This window comes from Porcincola intestinalis, assembly GCF_009696445.1.
Classification (GTDB): Bacteria; Bacillota; Clostridia; order Lachnospirales; family Lachnospiraceae; genus Porcincola; species Porcincola intestinalis.
Map to the genome: position 1 here is coordinate 1 of NZ_VULZ01000006.1, position 15279 is coordinate 15279.

At 52.3% G+C, this 15279-nt stretch carries 14 protein-coding genes and 1 riboswitch; of the genes, 13 read left to right on the forward strand and 1 reads right to left on the reverse strand.

Features of this window, described 5'->3' with window-relative positions; genetic code table 11:
• The 8 genes from FYJ35_RS06675 to FYJ35_RS06710 all read left to right on the forward strand — a co-directional run.
• A partial coding sequence (locus tag FYJ35_RS06675) for a putative PEP-binding protein (protein WP_154524852.1) occupies positions 1–161 on the forward strand: 161 nt, incomplete at its 5' end.
• Between the two features lie 109 nt (positions 162–270).
• A complete protein-coding gene (locus tag FYJ35_RS06680) occupies positions 271–1485 on the forward strand; it encodes an L-serine ammonia-lyase, iron-sulfur-dependent, subunit alpha (RefSeq protein ID WP_154524854.1) in 1215 nt (404 codons plus the stop codon).
• Positions 1486–1500: 15 nt separating this feature from the next.
• Positions 1501–2070, forward strand: a complete 570-nt coding sequence (gene yfcE, locus FYJ35_RS06685) for a phosphodiesterase (RefSeq protein WP_154524856.1) — start codon at positions 1501–1503, stop codon at positions 2068–2070.
• Between the two features lie 51 nt (positions 2071–2121).
• Entirely contained in the window at positions 2122–2775 is a 654-nt protein-coding gene (gene udk / locus FYJ35_RS06690) for a uridine kinase (RefSeq protein WP_154524858.1), read from the forward strand.
• Positions 2776–2874: 99 nt separating this feature from the next.
• Positions 2875–3759 carry a flavodoxin gene (locus FYJ35_RS15380; RefSeq protein WP_205839748.1) on the forward strand — a complete coding sequence of 295 codons (885 nt, stop codon included), beginning with the start codon at positions 2875–2877 and terminating at the stop codon, positions 3757–3759.
• Between the two features lie 131 nt (positions 3760–3890).
• A riboswitch (cobalamin riboswitch) is annotated at positions 3891–4037 on the forward strand.
• A gap of 118 nt (positions 4038–4155) precedes the next feature.
• The gene (locus FYJ35_RS06700) at positions 4156–5184 is read left to right on the forward strand and encodes an ABC transporter substrate-binding protein (protein WP_154524860.1); all 1029 of its coding nucleotides are present in this window, start codon (positions 4156–4158) and stop codon (positions 5182–5184) included.
• Positions 5185–5236: 52 nt separating this feature from the next.
• Complete coding sequence (locus FYJ35_RS06705; protein ID WP_268892534.1) at positions 5237–6232, forward strand: FecCD family ABC transporter permease; 996 nt, start codon at positions 5237–5239, stop codon at positions 6230–6232.
• Positions 6225–7079 (forward strand): ABC transporter ATP-binding protein, encoded by an 855-nt coding sequence (locus tag FYJ35_RS06710; protein WP_205839750.1) that lies wholly within the window; start codon positions 6225–6227, stop codon positions 7077–7079. Before FYJ35_RS06705 ends, FYJ35_RS06710 begins: the two co-directional genes overlap by 8 nt.
• 123 nt (positions 7080–7202) lie before the next feature.
• On the opposite strand, the gene FYJ35_RS06715 is transcribed toward FYJ35_RS06710, so the two are convergent.
• Positions 7203–8852, reverse strand: a complete 1650-nt coding sequence (locus FYJ35_RS06715) for a serine hydrolase domain-containing protein (protein WP_205839751.1) — start codon at positions 8850–8852, stop codon at positions 7203–7205.
• Between the two features lie 217 nt (positions 8853–9069).
• Between FYJ35_RS06715 and FYJ35_RS06720 the strand changes: the two genes are divergently transcribed.
• The 5 genes from FYJ35_RS06720 to FYJ35_RS06740 all read left to right on the forward strand — a co-directional run bounded on the left by FYJ35_RS06720 (position 9070) and on the right by FYJ35_RS06740 (position 15268).
• Positions 9070–9891, forward strand: a complete 822-nt coding sequence (locus tag FYJ35_RS06720; RefSeq protein WP_205839752.1) for an SDR family NAD(P)-dependent oxidoreductase — start codon at positions 9070–9072, stop codon at positions 9889–9891.
• Positions 9892–10160: 269 nt separating this feature from the next.
• Positions 10161–11660 carry a sugar ABC transporter ATP-binding protein gene (locus FYJ35_RS06725; RefSeq protein WP_154524870.1) on the forward strand — a complete coding sequence of 500 codons (1500 nt, stop codon included), beginning with the start codon at positions 10161–10163 and terminating at the stop codon, positions 11658–11660.
• Positions 11661–11671: 11 nt separating this feature from the next.
• Entirely contained in the window at positions 11672–12667 is a 996-nt protein-coding gene (locus FYJ35_RS06730) for an ABC transporter permease (protein ID WP_154524872.1), read from the forward strand.
• An 85-nt stretch (positions 12668–12752) separates the two neighbouring features.
• Entirely contained in the window at positions 12753–13754 is a 1002-nt protein-coding gene (locus FYJ35_RS06735) for a substrate-binding domain-containing protein (RefSeq protein WP_154524874.1), read from the forward strand.
• A gap of 221 nt (positions 13755–13975) precedes the next feature.
• Positions 13976–15268, forward strand: a complete 1293-nt coding sequence (locus tag FYJ35_RS06740; RefSeq protein WP_154524876.1) for an AGE family epimerase/isomerase — start codon at positions 13976–13978, stop codon at positions 15266–15268.
• Positions 15269–15279: the final 11 nt, after the last annotated feature.

The window sequence follows — 15279 nt, forward strand, 5'->3', positions numbered from 1 at the left end:
CGAATCTGCACTGTGGAATCTGCGGGGAGCATGGCGGGGACCCGTCCTCCATCGAGTTCTGCGACCGGATCGGGCTGGACTATGTATCCTGCTCACCGTTCCGCGTGCCGATCGCGCGGCTGTCGGCGGCACAGGCTTCCATCCGGACCGGAGAGGTCTGAGGGAAAGCGTGTCACAGGGCTGAGCACACAGGAATGATCGGTACCTCTGGCGGCTCATGGTTTTTGTAACCAGATGCCGCCGGGGGTTCTTTGCTGATTGGAGAAGAATATGCAGTCCATACGTGAAATCTATAAAATCGGAAAAGGACCCTCCAGTTCCCATACGATGGGTCCGGAGAGAGCTGCCAGAATTTTCAAGGCGGAGCACCCGGATGCGGATCAATACAGGGTCAGTCTGTATGGATCGCTGAGCAAAACCGGAAAAGGACATGGGACAGACAGGGTCCTTTACGAGGTGCTTGCTCCGGCGAAGGTTGCGGTCCTCTTTTCGGATGAAATCCCGGAGGGGATGACACACCCGAATACGCTCGACTTTTTTGCCTTGAAGGAGGGAAAGGAGATCGGCCGGATGCGTGCGGCATCGATCGGCGGCGGGGACATCCGCATTGAGGGCAGACAGGAGCCGGAGGAAGAGGAGGTGTATCCGGAGAACTCATTTGCGGAAGTGGAGGAATTCTGCCGGTTCAGGAGCCTCGACCTGGCGGAGTATGTATTTCTCACGGAGAAACCCGGGATCAGGGACTTCCTCGCAGGCGTCTGGAGCCAGATGAAACAGACGATCAGGGAAGGGCTTGAGACAGAAGGGTATCTTCCGGGGCCGCTCAAGGTTGAACGGAAGGCCATGAAGCTGTATGATTTCGAGATGGAACACTTTCATCCGCAAGTGGAGGAGTGCCGGCTGATTTCTGCTTATGCCTACGCGACGGCGGAACAGAATGCCGACTGCGGGACGGTAGTGACGGCGCCAACCTGCGGAGCCTGCGGGGTTGTACCGGCGGCATTTCTGTATGTCCAGAAGCGCCGGAATCTTTCAGATGAGGAGATGGTGAAGGGACTTGCGGTGGCCGGGCTGATCGGGAATCTGATCAAGCATAATGCCTCCATTTCCGGGGCAGAATGCGGCTGCCAGGCAGAGATCGGGTCCGCCTGCGCGATGGCGGCGGCAGGACTTGATTACCTGTATGGCCTGTCCACAAACCAGATTCAGTATGCTGCTGAGATCGCGCTCGAGCATCATCTGGGGCTGACCTGCGACCCGATTCTCGGCCTTGTCCAGGTGCCCTGCATTGAGCGGAATGCGGTCGCAGCCATGCGGGCGATGAACTGCTGCAACCTGTCCTTCTTCCTGTCCGATACCCAGCGGATTTCATTTGACATCGCGGTCAGAACCATGTATGAGACAGGAAAGAGCATCAACCGCAGATTCCGCGAGACCTCCGAGGGCGGGCTTGCAAAGATGTACGGACGAAGAAACCAGCTGTAAGAAAGGAAAGGAAACATGAAACTGCTTGTAGCATCAGACATCCACGGTTCCGCCTATTACTGCAGAAAACTGCTGGAGGCAAGGGAGCGGGAAGGGACTCCTCGCATGCTTCTTCTCGGCGACATTCTCTATCATGGACCGAGAAATGATCTTCCGAAGGACTATGCGCCGAAGGATGTCATCGCCATGCTGAATCCGCTGAAGGATGAGCTGTACTGTGTCCGAGGCAACTGTGAGGCAGAGGTGGATCAGATGGTGCTCGAATTTCCGGTGCTGGCTGATTATTGTCTGATCCCGCTCGGCAGTCGGATGATTTTCTGCACCCATGGGCATATCTTCAATGAGAACCATCTTCCGCCGATGAAGAAGGGAGATATCCTTCTGCACGGGCACACTCACGTGCCGAGAACAGACTATGTGGATGGACATTGGATTCTGAACCCGGGTTCAGTCTCGATCCCGAAGGGCGGGAGCGTGCAGGGATATGCCACGCTGGAGGACGATGTCTTTACGCTGAAGGAGATGGACGGAACCGTGATCCGGAGCGTCCAGCTGACAGGGGATGTGGCCGGTGCGGCAATCTGACCGAAGAAGGATGAACGATGATGGACGTAGCGGAAGGAAAGGTGGAGAGGGATGGCTGCAGATACGAAGGCCGCTGGAAGCAGGGATATCATTGTGATCGGGATTGCCGGCGGGACAGGGAGCGGCAAGACGACAATCACCCGCAAGATCGCGGAACGCTTTGGCAGTGAAGTCACAGTCCTGTACCACGATAACTATTACAAGGCACGCCATGACCTGACCTATGACGAGCGGGTGCGGCTGAATTATGACCACCCGGATGCATTTGACACGGACCGGATGATTGAGGATCTTGCCAGACTCAAGCGCGGCGAGACGATCGAATGTCCGCTTTACGACTATACGATCTATGACCGGTCTGACCAGACCCTGATCGTCCGCCCGACCAGAGTCATTATTGTGGAGGGGATCCTGATTTTCCATTCAAAGGCGCTCAGAGATCTGATGGATATCAAGCTGTTTGTGGATGCTGATGCGGATGAGCGGATCCTGAGACGGATTGTCCGGGATGTCAAGGAGAGAGGGAGAAGCCTTGACAGTGTCATCAGTCAGTATCTTCAGACTGTCAAGCCGATGCACGAGGCCTTTGTGGAGCCCTCCAAGCGCTATGCGGATGTGATCATCCCGGAGGGCGGCATGAACCAGGTGGCGGTTGACATGGTCATGAACCGGGTTCAGTATCACCTGGAGGGGCGGGACAGGTAAAAATGGTCATGTCAGGTTGTCCGATTCATGCTATACTCTTTAATAACCATTGACGAATAGATCGTTGAGGAAAGTACATTTCCGGAAAGGCTTGACATTATGGGAAAAACACAGTTTTACCGCTGCGGCGGGTGCGGAAACTTTGTGGCATTCATCGGCGAGAAGACAGCCTGCACACCGAAGTGCTGCGGAGAGCCGATGACGCTTCTTGAACCAAATACGACAGATGCGGCGGTTGAGAAGCATGTCCCGGCCGTGACAGTCGACGGAAACAAGGTCGCCGTTCAGGTCGGAAGCACACTTCACCCGATGACGGAAGAGCACCATATTGCGTTTATCTGTCTAGAGACAAGCTTTGGCAGACAGCTTCGTTATCTGAATCCGGGCGATGAGCCGAAGGCTGTATTTTACATGGCGGAAGGGGACGAGGCGGTTTCTGTCTATGGGTACTGCAATCTGCACGGCCTCTGGGAGAAGGACCTGACGGAGCCGGAGAAGGCGCCGACGAAAGTCCTGGTTTCCTATTTCTCAACGGACGGCGGGACAAAGCAGGTGGCAGAGACGGTTGCGGAGGTGACCGGCGGCGATCTGTTTGAGATTGCGCCGAAGGTTCCGTATACCGATGACGACCTTGACTGGACGGACAGAAGCTCCAGGTCCAATCAGGAGATGCACGACGACAGCGCTCGTCCGGAGCTCGCCAAGAGTCTGGAGGATGCAGGAAAGTATGACATCATCTTTGTCGGGTTCCCGATCTGGTGGGGTATGACGCCAAAGGCAGTCTTCACATTCTTCGACGGACTGGATCTGGGCGGAAAGACGATCATTCCGTTCTGCACATCCGGCGGTTCCAAGGCTTCGATGGTGGACAAGGACTTTGACCAGAACGTCAAAGGTGCCGCGAAGATCCTTCCGGCGAACCTTCTGAACGGAAAGCCGGACAAGGAGGAGATCGAGAAGTGGGTGCGCGGGCTCGGACTGTAAAGACAGGCCGGCAGGGCTCATAGAATCAACAGGATCAGAAGATGCCCCGAAGCATGGAGGAATGCCAAGCTTCGGGGCATTTTGCTGCATAAACTGTATTTTACGTGCATTGACCTTGAGGAGTCTGTATGGTAAAGTTTTGCCATGCAGGTTCTTCCTGATGGAGCACAGGCTTCGGGGGAAGACCAACAGGGAACAAGGTGCGAATCCTTGACAGTGCCGCTACTGTGTGGAGCGAGGGCTCCGAGCCAGATACCTGCCTGCATGCTGGCACAGCGTTTCTTCGGGATCAAAGAAAACGTGCTTTTATGATTCTGGAGAACTGCCATCCGGCGGGAACGTTTGTTTCCTGTCGGGTGGTTTTTTATGTCCTGACACGGACAGAAAGGAGATTTTATGAAAAAGAAGTGGTCTGTAGTTGCGTTATCGGCGATGATGATGGCAGCCGCCGCGATGTGCTGCGAGGCAAGCCCGAAGCAGACGGAGAATACGGAGGCTGCAGCAGCGTGGGCTGCGGAGACTGAAGCTGCAGCGGCAGATACCGCGCTCCCTTCAAAGGACCCTGCCGGCAATGAGATCACGGTGCCGGAAAAGGTCGACAAGATCATATCGATGGCGCCTTCTGTCACGAGGCTGTTGATTGACCTGGGAATTTCCGACAAGCTGGTCGGCGTGGATACCTATTCCGAGCAGTACTATGGGGATGAGCTTCCTGAAAACCTGCCGGCCTATGATATGATGCAGCCTGACAATGAGTCGATTGTTTCCCTGAAGCCGGACATTGTGTTTACGACAGGGATGAGCAGCTCGGGTGGGACCGATGTCTATGCCGCAGTGCGTGCAGCCGGCATCTGCACCGCGGATATCCCAAGTGCTTCATCGCTTGACGAAATCGGGGAAAGCATCACCTTTGTGGGGGACTGCACCGGCACAAAGGCCAAGGCAGAGGCGATCAGTCGTGACTACTCATCTGCTGTAGCCGATATCAAGAAGATTGGCGATGGCATTCCAAAGGAGGAGAGAAAGTCTGTTCTTTATGAAATCTCCACACCGACCTCAGATTCTCCGGCGATTTACTCTGCCGGAAAGGACACCTACATCACCGAGGCAATCACAGACATCGGCGCGGTAAGCCTGACAGCGGACCAGGAGGACGCGTGGCCGTCAATCTCCGAGGAGGCTGCGATTGCCATGAACCCGGATGTGATTCTGACAACAGATAATTACGCCAAGGATGTCGTCAATACACTTCTCTCGCTGACCGGCTGGGAGAACGTCACCGCGGTGAAAAACAAGGATGTCTATTACATTGACGCCAATCTGCTGAATCAGCCAAATCAGCATGTTGTGAGTGCGATGATCGATATGGCAAAGGACATCTACCCGGAGGCATATGACGGGATGGAGGATCCTTTTGCACAATGAGCATAAGCCTGCAGTAAAAAGGAGGAGAGGACAGGGCGCAGCGGTCATAGGGATGACTTTGTTCCTTGCCTGTGTGTTTTCTCTGTGTGTGGGCGTTGGGAGTGTTGCTATCATGCCCGCGGAATCCCTGCGGATAATCTGGGGAAAACTGACCGGAACAGGAGATATTTCAGACCTGGATCCTTCGCTTGTCTCGATTCTATGGGATATTCGTATGCCACGGGTGGCGATGGCTTTTCTGTCGGGTGGTGCCCTGTCTCTCTCGGGGGCAGTGATGCAGACCATTCTGCAGAATCCCCTGGCCTCTTCCTATACACTGGGGGTTTCCAGCGGCGCTTCTCTCGGGGCGGCGATCGTGATCGCGTCCGGAATCTCGCTGCCGGTACTTGGAACGTTCCTGCTGCCGGTAACCGCTTTTTTCATGGGATTTCTTGTGATCGGGGTGGTTCTTGTCATTTCCTCCCGCATCAGCAGTTCCCTGCAGTCACACACGGTGATTCTGATGGGGATGTCGGTGTCCCTGTTTGTGAATGCACTCCTGACGCTGCTCTCCTCGTTTGCAGGGAACCGGCTGCAGCAGCTGATTCTCTGGCAGATGGGGTCCTTCTCGGGTATGCGATGGTACCATGTGAAAATTCTGACTCCCATCTGTCTCTCAGGCCTGCTGCTCCTTGCTCTCCATTCGAGGGAGCTGGACATCCTGTCCTTTGGGGATGAAAATGCCCTCTCTCTGGGGGTGAGTGTGAAAAAGGGAAAGTTTTTTGCCCTTGTCCTGAGCACACTTCTCACAGGAGCTGTGGTTTGCTTTACCGGAACCATCGGCTTCGTGGATCTTGTAGCGCCCCACGCGGTGCGCAGGGTTTTCGGAACCGAGAATCAGAAGGTGTTGCCGCTGTCTTTCCTTTTTGGCGGGGCTTTCCTGGCTCTGTGCGACATGCTCTCACGGTCGCTTCTTGCGCCCAGGGAGATTCCGGTCGGGGCAGTGACTGCCCTGGCAGGCACTCCTTTTTTTATCTGGCTCTATGTGCAGGGAGGAAAGAATGGGTAAAACGAAAGCCGGGCTTGTCGGGGCGGACATGGAAGCGGCCTTCGAAGTCCGGAATCTTAGCGCCTTTTATGGAAGGAAACATCCAAAAGATTCCGGGAATATTGTGCTGCGGGATGTGAACCTTGTGATCCCGGCTGGAAGCGCCGTGGGGATTATCGGCCCGAATGGTGCCGGGAAAAGCACCCTTCTCCGCGCGCTTGCGGGAATCATCCCGTCAGAGGGAGAGATCTATCTTTTCGGAGAATCTCTTGCCGAGAAAAAACGCCGGGAGATTGCCTGCTGCTGTGCACTGATGAGTCAGTTCTTTCCGGTTGGCTTTGCCTATTCGGTGAGGAAAACCGTGGAGATGGCGCGGTACGCAAGAGGACAGCGCGGCATACGGGACCGGATGGTGGTACAGCGGAGTCTGGAGGAGGCAGGCCTGCAGGAACTTGTGGATCGTCCGATCACAGAGCTATCCGGCGGGCAGCTTCAGCGTGTATTCTTTGCCCGGGCGCTTGCCCAGGAAACACCGATTCTGCTGCTGGATGAACCGGCCAGCAGCCTGGATCTCCAATACCAGGCAGAGCTCGCAGAGCTTTTGATCCGCTGGAAAAAGCGACAGACGACGCTGCCGGATGGCAGGACCGTTCCCAACACCCTGATCAGTGTCTGCCATGATCTGTCACTGGCGCTGGATCTTTCAGATGACCTGGTTCTTTTAAAGGATGGGCGCGTACTTGCGGCAGGGCCAGGAGATCAAGTGCTGAGCAGGAGCCTGCTTCAAAGAGTTTATGGAATGGACGTTCCCGCCTACATGCTCCGGCGGGAAGACTTCTGGAAGACGCTGATAGCGAGAGAAACATAACACAGTATATGGAAAACCGGGAGACTGGAGAGATCCAGATTCCCGGTTTTCCGTCAGGTGCTGCATTTTCCGTCAGGTGGTACAGATGAGAGGGGCATACCAGCGATCAGGATGATGTCCCGGTCAGCTCTGGGAGCTGAAATGCACACCGGAGATGTCCCGGATGGTCAGGACGTTGTTTTCCGGAATCGACCCCACGGCCTCGAGATTCAGCATGCCGCGGAAGAAGGTTGCACGGATATTGACCGATTCGATCATCTCCGTGTTCCGGACATTGATGTCAAAGGTTGACGGGCTGGTGAAGGTACCGGATGCCGTGAAGCTGTAGCGTGTCAGGCGGCTTGTGCGTACCTTGCCATCCATTCCGACTGCAAGTGTCTGCGTGACCGCATCAGCCGGATCATCATCATGGCAGATCAGATGCTCATTTCCCTTCGGAATCGTGCGGCCGGCAGGACTGAAGGGGTCAAACGCGAAAGCAGGCGCAGCATGTTCAGCCTTTTTGTTGAGTTCAAAGTCAAGGTACGCGACATTGTCCTCGAACCGGAAGGTAACTGCCTTCATCGAAAGCCCGTCTTTTTCAAAGTATCCGGGACTTGCGATAAAGTCCTCTACAGAAGGATACGAGTCAGAATCTGCGATGTAGCGGATTTTTCCGTACTGTTTTTCAAGCAGAGGAGCCCGTATCCCCCAGAGGACAGGAAGCTGCCAGTCTTCCAGACAGGAGCGAAGGGAGGAAAGCGCCGCCTGATTCTCCGGGAGAGGTTCAGCTGCACCGTCTCCTTTCATTGCAGGAAGCAGCGTATCATAGACAATATTCAGCTCCGCTTCCGTGTTCAGCGCGCAGGAGGTCAGAACAACAACGGCGTTTTTCTGCGGGATGACCAGACCGAACTGCCCGAATGCCCCATCGGCACGCCAGATCCCGGGGACGTCGCACTGCCAGTTCTGAAAACCATAGCCCTTCAGCCAGTTGGACGCGATGTCTCCGTTGTTGTAAATCTCATTGTCGGTTTCAATCTGTCGGGCGGACATCTGCGCTATATAGTCATGATTGAGCAGACGCTTTCCGTCCCAGACCCCGTCCTGCTCCAGAAACCAGATGAACTTTGCCATGTCGAGCGTGGTCAGCTTCATGCCCCAGCCGCCGCCCTGCACGGTTTTTGTGAAATCATCCCCCATGTTTCTTGAAGCGCAGGTGGCATCTGTGATGCCGAGCGGTTCAAAAAGCCTGGGTGTCAGGTATTCAATCAGCGTCTGACCGGACTTCTTCTGGAGGGCTGCAGCTGCCAGATCAGTTCCCCAGGTGTTGTACTGAAACATCGTTCCCGGAGCAAAGTGGAAGGGATGCGCGAGAAATGCGCGAATCCAGTTCCCGTCAAAGCGTTCTGCCTCCGCCATGGTCATTTCGCTCTTGTGACCGCAGCTCATTGTCAGGAGACTGCGCAGATCAGCCTTTGCAAGATGATCGGAAATAACAGGAGGGCAGTACTCCGGAAACAGGTCGGTCAGCCGATCGTCGAGTGACAGGAGCCCCTCCTGAACGGCAAAGCCGACTGCTGTTGCAGTCAGTGTCTTTGAAAATGAGTACATCGGATGCCTCAGGTCTTTTCTATATGGCGAAGCCCAGCCCTCGGCGGCAATTTTTCCATCTCTGACAATCATAAAGCTGTGAAGTTCCACGCCGGCCTTCTTTTCTTCCCGAAGGAAGGCTTCAATCGCGGAAGAGTCGATCCCGGCTTCCTCCGGCGTAACATGTTCAAATTCTGACATCTTCGTTTCCTCCTTTTGCGTCATTATAGCATGATCCTGATGGTGGAGGAATCCCTGAAAATATCATGTAAATAAATAGACGCCTAAATAATAGAATACAAAAAAATAATGCACAATCTACTTTACACGCATATTCCGGGCGTGCTAGTATATGTACGAAGGCTTCAACAACTACGTTTTAAAGAATCTATTTCTATTGAGGAAGGAGGTATGCAGGATGGGACTTAGCATTGATTTTACCGGAAAAACTGTATTGGTAACTGGCGCAGGACGTGGGCTCGGGAAGGCTATGGCGCTTACCTTTGCGCAGGCAGGTGCAGATGTATATCTCGGGAATCGAAAAGAAGATCAGGGCATGGAAACGGTCAAAGAGATCGAGGCCATGGGCCGCAAATCAGGCTTCACCAGATGCGACGTCGCAAAAGAAGAGGATGTCAAGAAGCTTCTCCACGATGCCGTTGATTTTGGCGGCGGGAAACTTGATGCATTTGTGAATGCAGCAGGAGTGATCTCCATCGAAGATGTCATGTATACTTCTGATGAAGAAGTGAAGCGCCTGTTTGATATCAATGTGCTTGGAACCATTCATGCCTTAAAGCATGGATTATCGGTCATGGAAAAGCAGAAGCATGGAAATATTGTCACGGTTTCTTCAATCGCAGGTCGTGGCGGAATGGCGATGCTGCAGGCTTACTGTGCGTCAAAGGCGTCTGTGATCAGCCTTACGCAGAGCGCCGCTAAGATGGCCGCGCCATACGGAGTCCGGGTCAACAGTATCGCACCAGGCATTATCCGGACTTCCATGTGGGAAGAGATACTTGATGGAATGGCTCATGGCTGGAATCCGGACGATAAGAGAGAACTGTCATCCGAAGAGCGAGAAAAGCTCTGGAATGCTTCTGTTCAGGGAATGATTCCGATGGGACATGCCCAGCAGCCGGAAGATATTGCATGGGCTACAGCCTTTATCGCTTCTGATCTTGCACGGGAAATCACCGGGCAGGTTCTTGCCATTGATGGCGGTACGACAATGGTATAATCAGAGCGACAGCCTGGAGGAGAGACTGCAGGCTGCCGCGTCCATAACAAAAAACAATTAAGCATCCATACAGGATAAAAGCCTTGGCAGAATGATGCCTGGGCTTTTATTTTTTTTATAGCAAACCTGAAAAAAATCCCCCTTTATCTGAAGTATCTGTACTTTATGCACAATGTATATCGAAATATACTTGTAGCAGTGGTTGAAATAACAGTTATAGAATATAGAAATATTCATTAGTGCCAGAAACATGACGGAGATGGAGGAATATGAGTGATGTAATTGTGCGTATGGAACATATCTGTAAGTCGTTCCCCGGGGTCAAGGCACTTGACGACGTCAGTCTGGAACTTCGGTCAGGAGAAGTGCTTGCTCTGCTTGGAGAAAATGGCGCTGGAAAGTCAACACTGATGAAGATCCTGAGCGGGGTTTACACGAAAGACAGCGGGACGATGGAGATCTTCGGGAAACAGGTGGAATCACTGAATCCAAACAGTGCCCGGGACGCAGGTGTCGCGATTATCCATCAGGAAATGAACATGTGTAATGATCTGACGGTCGCAGAGAATATGTTCCTTGGCAGAGAATTATACAAGGGTGTTGTCCTTCAGAACGCACAGATGAACGAAATCGCAAGAAAATATCTCGATGAGTTGGATGCAGACATTGAGCCGACAGAGGTGGTGAGAAATCTGCCTGTTTCCAAACAGCAGATGGTAGAGATTGCGACAGCGCTCTCAACCAATGCAAAGATCCTTGTGATGGATGAACCGACTTCTGCACTGACTTCGCGGGAGATTGAGAACCTGTTCCGTATTATCCGAAAGTTCAGGGAAGAGGGAAAGGGCATTATCTACATCTCACACAGACTGGAGGAACTTCCGAGGATCGCAGACCGGGTCACTATTATGAGGGATGGGAAATATATCACATCCGGAAAATTCAGTGATTTCTCGATGGATGAAATTATCCGGAATATGGTTGGGCGGGAGATCAAGGACAAGTTTCCGAGAGTTACCTGCAAACGAGGCAGAAAAGTATTCGAGGTTCGCCATCTCAATGCAGGCCGTCAGGTACGGGATATCAACTTTTCTCTCTATGAGGGGGAGATTGTCGGATTTGCAGGGCTGATGGGAGCCGGAAGAACGGAGACAACAAGAGCTATTTTTGGCGTTGACCCGAGAGAGAGCGGAGAGTTTTTCCTGGATGGAAAGCAGATTCGGATCAGAAAGCCGGAAGACGCGATCAAGGCGGGAATTGTCCTGGCCCCGGAAGACAGACGGAAGGACGGACTGTGTGTGAAGCTCAGCATCCGAGAAAACATTGCGCTTCCAAATCTTGACATCATTGGTGGAAAGAGCGGTATTCTCTCTTCCTCAAAGGAGGAGGAAATGTGCGCCAGGGCGATTCAAGATCTATCCATCAAGACACCGAACGAGAATGTGAATGCCGATACGCTTTCAGGGGGAAATCAGCAGAAGGTGGTTGTCGGTAAATGGCTGGTAAGAGATTCAAGGGTTGTCATGTTTGATGAACCGACAAGGGGAATTGATGTTGGTGCAAAGGTAGAAATCTATAACCTGATGAACAAGCTCAAACAGCAGGGAATCGCAGTCATGTTTGCTTCCTCCGAGATGCCGGAGGTCATGGGAATTGCGGACAGAATTCTGGTGATGTGTGACGGGCAGATTACAGGAGAGCTTTCCAGAGAAGAAGCGACTCAGGATCTGATCCTGAAATACGCCACCAGCTTTCAGGCAAAACAGTGAGGAGGAACGGAATGAAGAAGAGAAGTTCATGGAAGCGTTTCTTTGAAATCAAAGGAATGAGAAACGCACTGACGGCCTTTGCAGGGTTGGTTGTTATCTATATTGTTTTCGGAATCATCAACACCAAGGTGTTTTCCCTGATGAACTTCCTGAATGTGCTCAGATCGATGTCCAAGTACCTTCTTGTTGGAATCGGACAGAGCTATGTCATGATCACAGGAAACATCGACCTGTCGATCGGATCGGTCGTTGCAATGAGTACGATGCTGGTGGCAAAGCTGATGACGATGGGAGTTCATCCGGCACTGGCAATTCTGGTTGCACTGGCATGCGGGCTCCTGATTGGAGTTATCAATGGATTCCTCGTCGGGAAATTCAAGCTTCCGCCTTTCATTGCAACGCTTGGAACGATGTTTGTTGCAAGAGGTGTCGGCTATATTGTGAATAATAACCGGAATACGGACAGCATCAACAGTACGCTTTCCAAGCCGGTGGCAGATCATTTTCAGAACCTGTTCTATTATGGGAAATTTCTTGGCATCTACAATACCTTCTGGATCGCGTTGATTATATTTATCGTATTCTTCTTCATCCTTTCGAAGACGCGGACAGGCAGACATATCTATGCAGTTGGCTCCAACGTCGACGCTGCAAGGCTTGCAGGTGTTGATGTCAACAAGACAACCACCATCACTTACCTTGTGAGTGCATTCTGCGCAACAGTTGTTGGTGTGATCCTTTGTGCGCAGGCAAGCATGGGCAATATGGAAGCGGGAAATATGTATGAGATGTACGGTGTCGCAGCCGGTGTCATCGGAGGAGTTTCTCCTCTCGGAGGTTCGGGTCTTCTGCTTGGAACATTTGCCGGTGCCGGTGTCTGGCAGGTTCTTGAAAATGGACTCAACATGGTCCATGCGCAGGTCGGAATTCAGAGAATCGTCATTGGCGTGATTGTTGTTCTGGCAGTTCTTGCAGATATTCTTTTGAGAAACAGAAAAAAGAACTGAAGATTTTAGATGGTGAACATCCCTTTCCGGGTTTTCGGAAGCAGGGAAAATATATCAAAACATTCCAAAACAGGAGGAATCAGCTATGAACAGAAAACTTATCTCCATTATGTGCTCAGCGGCTATGGCAGGGTCTCTTCTTGCCGCGGCACCGGTCTTCGCAGAGAGTCAGACGGAGACTTCCACAGAAGCTTCCGGATCCGCTCCGACAGCAGAGGAGCTTCTTGCAGAGAAGGTGACGCCGGACAAGGCATACAAGTTTGCACTGATTACGATGGACTCCATCGACCAGCACTGGGTTAACATGAACAACGGCGCTCAGGAAGAAGCGAAAGCTGACGGTGTCACGGTGGACTTTATGTCTCCGGATACCAAGGATGATGCAAAGCAGATTGAGATGGTCAACAATGCGACAGCAGCAGGTTACGATGCGATTATGATTGCGGCAAATGGTCCGGATGCCATCACCGGGGCACTCAAGGACGCACAGGCAGCAGGAATCAAGATTGTCTATGTTGACTCCCCGGCAAACCTTGATGCGGAGGCAACGTTCTCGACCGACAATAAGGCGGCTGGAAAGACGGCTGGTGAGCAGATGATCGCAGGGTTGAAGGACAAGGGTATCACCAAAGGAGATATTGGAATTGTGAATGTCAATGCGTCCACACAGACAGCTGTTGACCGTGAACAGGGCTTCCGTGATGCATTTAATGGCACGGATTTTAATATCCTTGAGACACAGTATTGCGATGGCGATGCTTCCAAGGCACAGAGCGAGGCAGAGAATTACATTACGCAGGGAGTTGTCGGCATCTATGGAACCAATGAAGGTTCTTCAACAGGAGTTGGAAATGCGATCAAGGCTTCCGGAAATGCAGACCTGATTGGCGTTGGATTCGATAAATCTGATACGATCAAAGGTCTGATTACGGATGGTTATCTGGCATGCACAATGGCTCAGAACCCGGATGTCATGGGAAAACTCGGCGTCAAGGCCTGCATCAAGGTAATGAATGGCGAGAACCTTGGCGGTGTGACGGTTGATACAGGGGTCACAGTTCTGACGAAGGACAATGTGAACGGCTGAGAAACCTGAAGGTTGTATTGCAAAGCAAAAACAGCAGAAAAAGCTGCCGGAAGCCCGGCGGCTTTTTCTGTTTTGCATCATATACATAGGCTAAATAGCTAAATACAGATGATGAATCAGCCTGACTGTTGTATACTTGAATAAACAGTCTGAAGTGCTGAGGTACTGAGAAAAACGGGAACCCCGAGAAAAACATAATGGATAAACAGGAGACGGATGATATGGACAGAAAATATCAGTTGGACGCAGCAGAAAACAAAGAATTCATGAAGAAGGTCCGGGATGCGCTTCTCGAATTTGGAAAAAAATTTGCAGCTCCGGACGGGACAGCTTATTACCTTGGCGATGATGGAACGCCTTGGACAGACAGAAGCCGGGATACCTATGAGACGGCACGCTATGCTCACAGCTATGTGCTGGGGTATCTGCTTGGGGAAAAGCAGTATGAGCAGCAGGCTTTTGACGCGATGAGAGGGCTTGCAAAAGGTGCCAGGGATGAGAAAAACGGTGGATGGTTTGAAGGAATCAAGGCAGACGGCACACCGGTTTCCGGAAAACTGTGCTATACACATGCTTTTGCGATTCTTGCGTCTTCCTCGCTTGTTCTGGCAGAGAAGGCAGGCGCTTCTTCTCTATCAGGGATTGCCTGCACAAAGGGAGCAGGAGCTGAAAACCTGTTGAGGCTTGCACTGGATACCTATACGGAAAAGTTCTGGGATGAAAAGAGCGGACTGGCATATGATAACTGGAATACAGAATTTACAGAACTCAGCCCATACCGCGGACTCAATGCCAATATGCATTCGGTAGAGGCGTTTCTTGCAGCCTATGATGTTACAGAAGATACAGAATATCATGATCGGGCTAAGAGCATTATTGATCATGTAATAGGCTGGGCGAAGGATTGCAGCTGGAGAATTCCGGAGCACTATTCCAAAGACTGGGTGCCGCAGCCGGACTTCAACAAGGATCATCCGGATGATCAGTTCAAGCCATTCGGTGCAACACCCGGCCATGGGATTGAATGGGCAAGGCTGATTACCCAGTTTGCACGCTCCATGTATCCGGACGATGCAGACAGGGAGTTGAGAACGTACTATGTGGAGGCCGCGGAGCACCTGTATGGAAGGGCTGTCGCGGATGCATGGGACAGCGATGGGGCGCCGGGACTCGTCTACACGACAGATTGGGACGGGAAGCCTGTGGTGCATGAACGGATGCACTGGGTACTGGCGGAGGCGATCAATACATCGGCAGTTCTCTACCGGGTAACCGGAAAAGCAGAATATGCGGAGCGGTATGCGATGTTTATGGCATATCTCGACCGATTTGTGCTGGATCATGTCCATGGCTCCTGGTTCCACGAGCTGGACCGTGAGAATCACGTCTCAGGCAAAGTATGGCCTGGAAAGCCTGATCTGTACCATGCGATTCAGGCGACACTGGTTCCTTACTGCGATCCATCTTTGTCAGTAGCGGTTGCGCTGGCGCAGGGAAAGTCGTCATTAAATTAAAAGAGGATGTA

Coding starts and splice junctions, on each gene's coding strand:
- FYJ35_RS06680 (WP_154524854.1), top strand. CDS start 271: ATGCAGTCCATACGTGAAATCTATAAAATCGGAAAAGGACCCTCCAGT.
- yfcE (WP_154524856.1), top strand. CDS start 1,501: ATGAAACTGCTTGTAGCATCAGACATCCACGGTTCCGCCTATTACTGC.
- udk (WP_154524858.1), top strand. CDS start 2,122: ATGGCTGCAGATACGAAGGCCGCTGGAAGCAGGGATATCATTGTGATC.
- FYJ35_RS15380 (WP_205839748.1), top strand. CDS start 2,875: ATGGGAAAAACACAGTTTTACCGCTGCGGCGGGTGCGGAAACTTTGTG.
- FYJ35_RS06700 (WP_154524860.1), top strand. CDS start 4,156: ATGAAAAAGAAGTGGTCTGTAGTTGCGTTATCGGCGATGATGATGGCA.
- FYJ35_RS06705 (WP_268892534.1), top strand. CDS start 5,237: ATGACTTTGTTCCTTGCCTGTGTGTTTTCTCTGTGTGTGGGCGTTGGG.
- FYJ35_RS06710 (WP_205839750.1), top strand. CDS start 6,225: ATGGGTAAAACGAAAGCCGGGCTTGTCGGGGCGGACATGGAAGCGGCC.
- FYJ35_RS06715 (WP_205839751.1), bottom strand. CDS start 8,852: ATGTCAGAATTTGAACATGTTACGCCGGAGGAAGCCGGGATCGACTCT.
- FYJ35_RS06720 (WP_205839752.1), top strand. CDS start 9,070: ATGGGACTTAGCATTGATTTTACCGGAAAAACTGTATTGGTAACTGGC.
- FYJ35_RS06725 (WP_154524870.1), top strand. CDS start 10,161: ATGAGTGATGTAATTGTGCGTATGGAACATATCTGTAAGTCGTTCCCC.
- FYJ35_RS06730 (WP_154524872.1), top strand. CDS start 11,672: ATGAAGAAGAGAAGTTCATGGAAGCGTTTCTTTGAAATCAAAGGAATG.
- FYJ35_RS06735 (WP_154524874.1), top strand. CDS start 12,753: ATGAACAGAAAACTTATCTCCATTATGTGCTCAGCGGCTATGGCAGGG.
- FYJ35_RS06740 (WP_154524876.1), top strand. CDS start 13,976: ATGGACAGAAAATATCAGTTGGACGCAGCAGAAAACAAAGAATTCATG.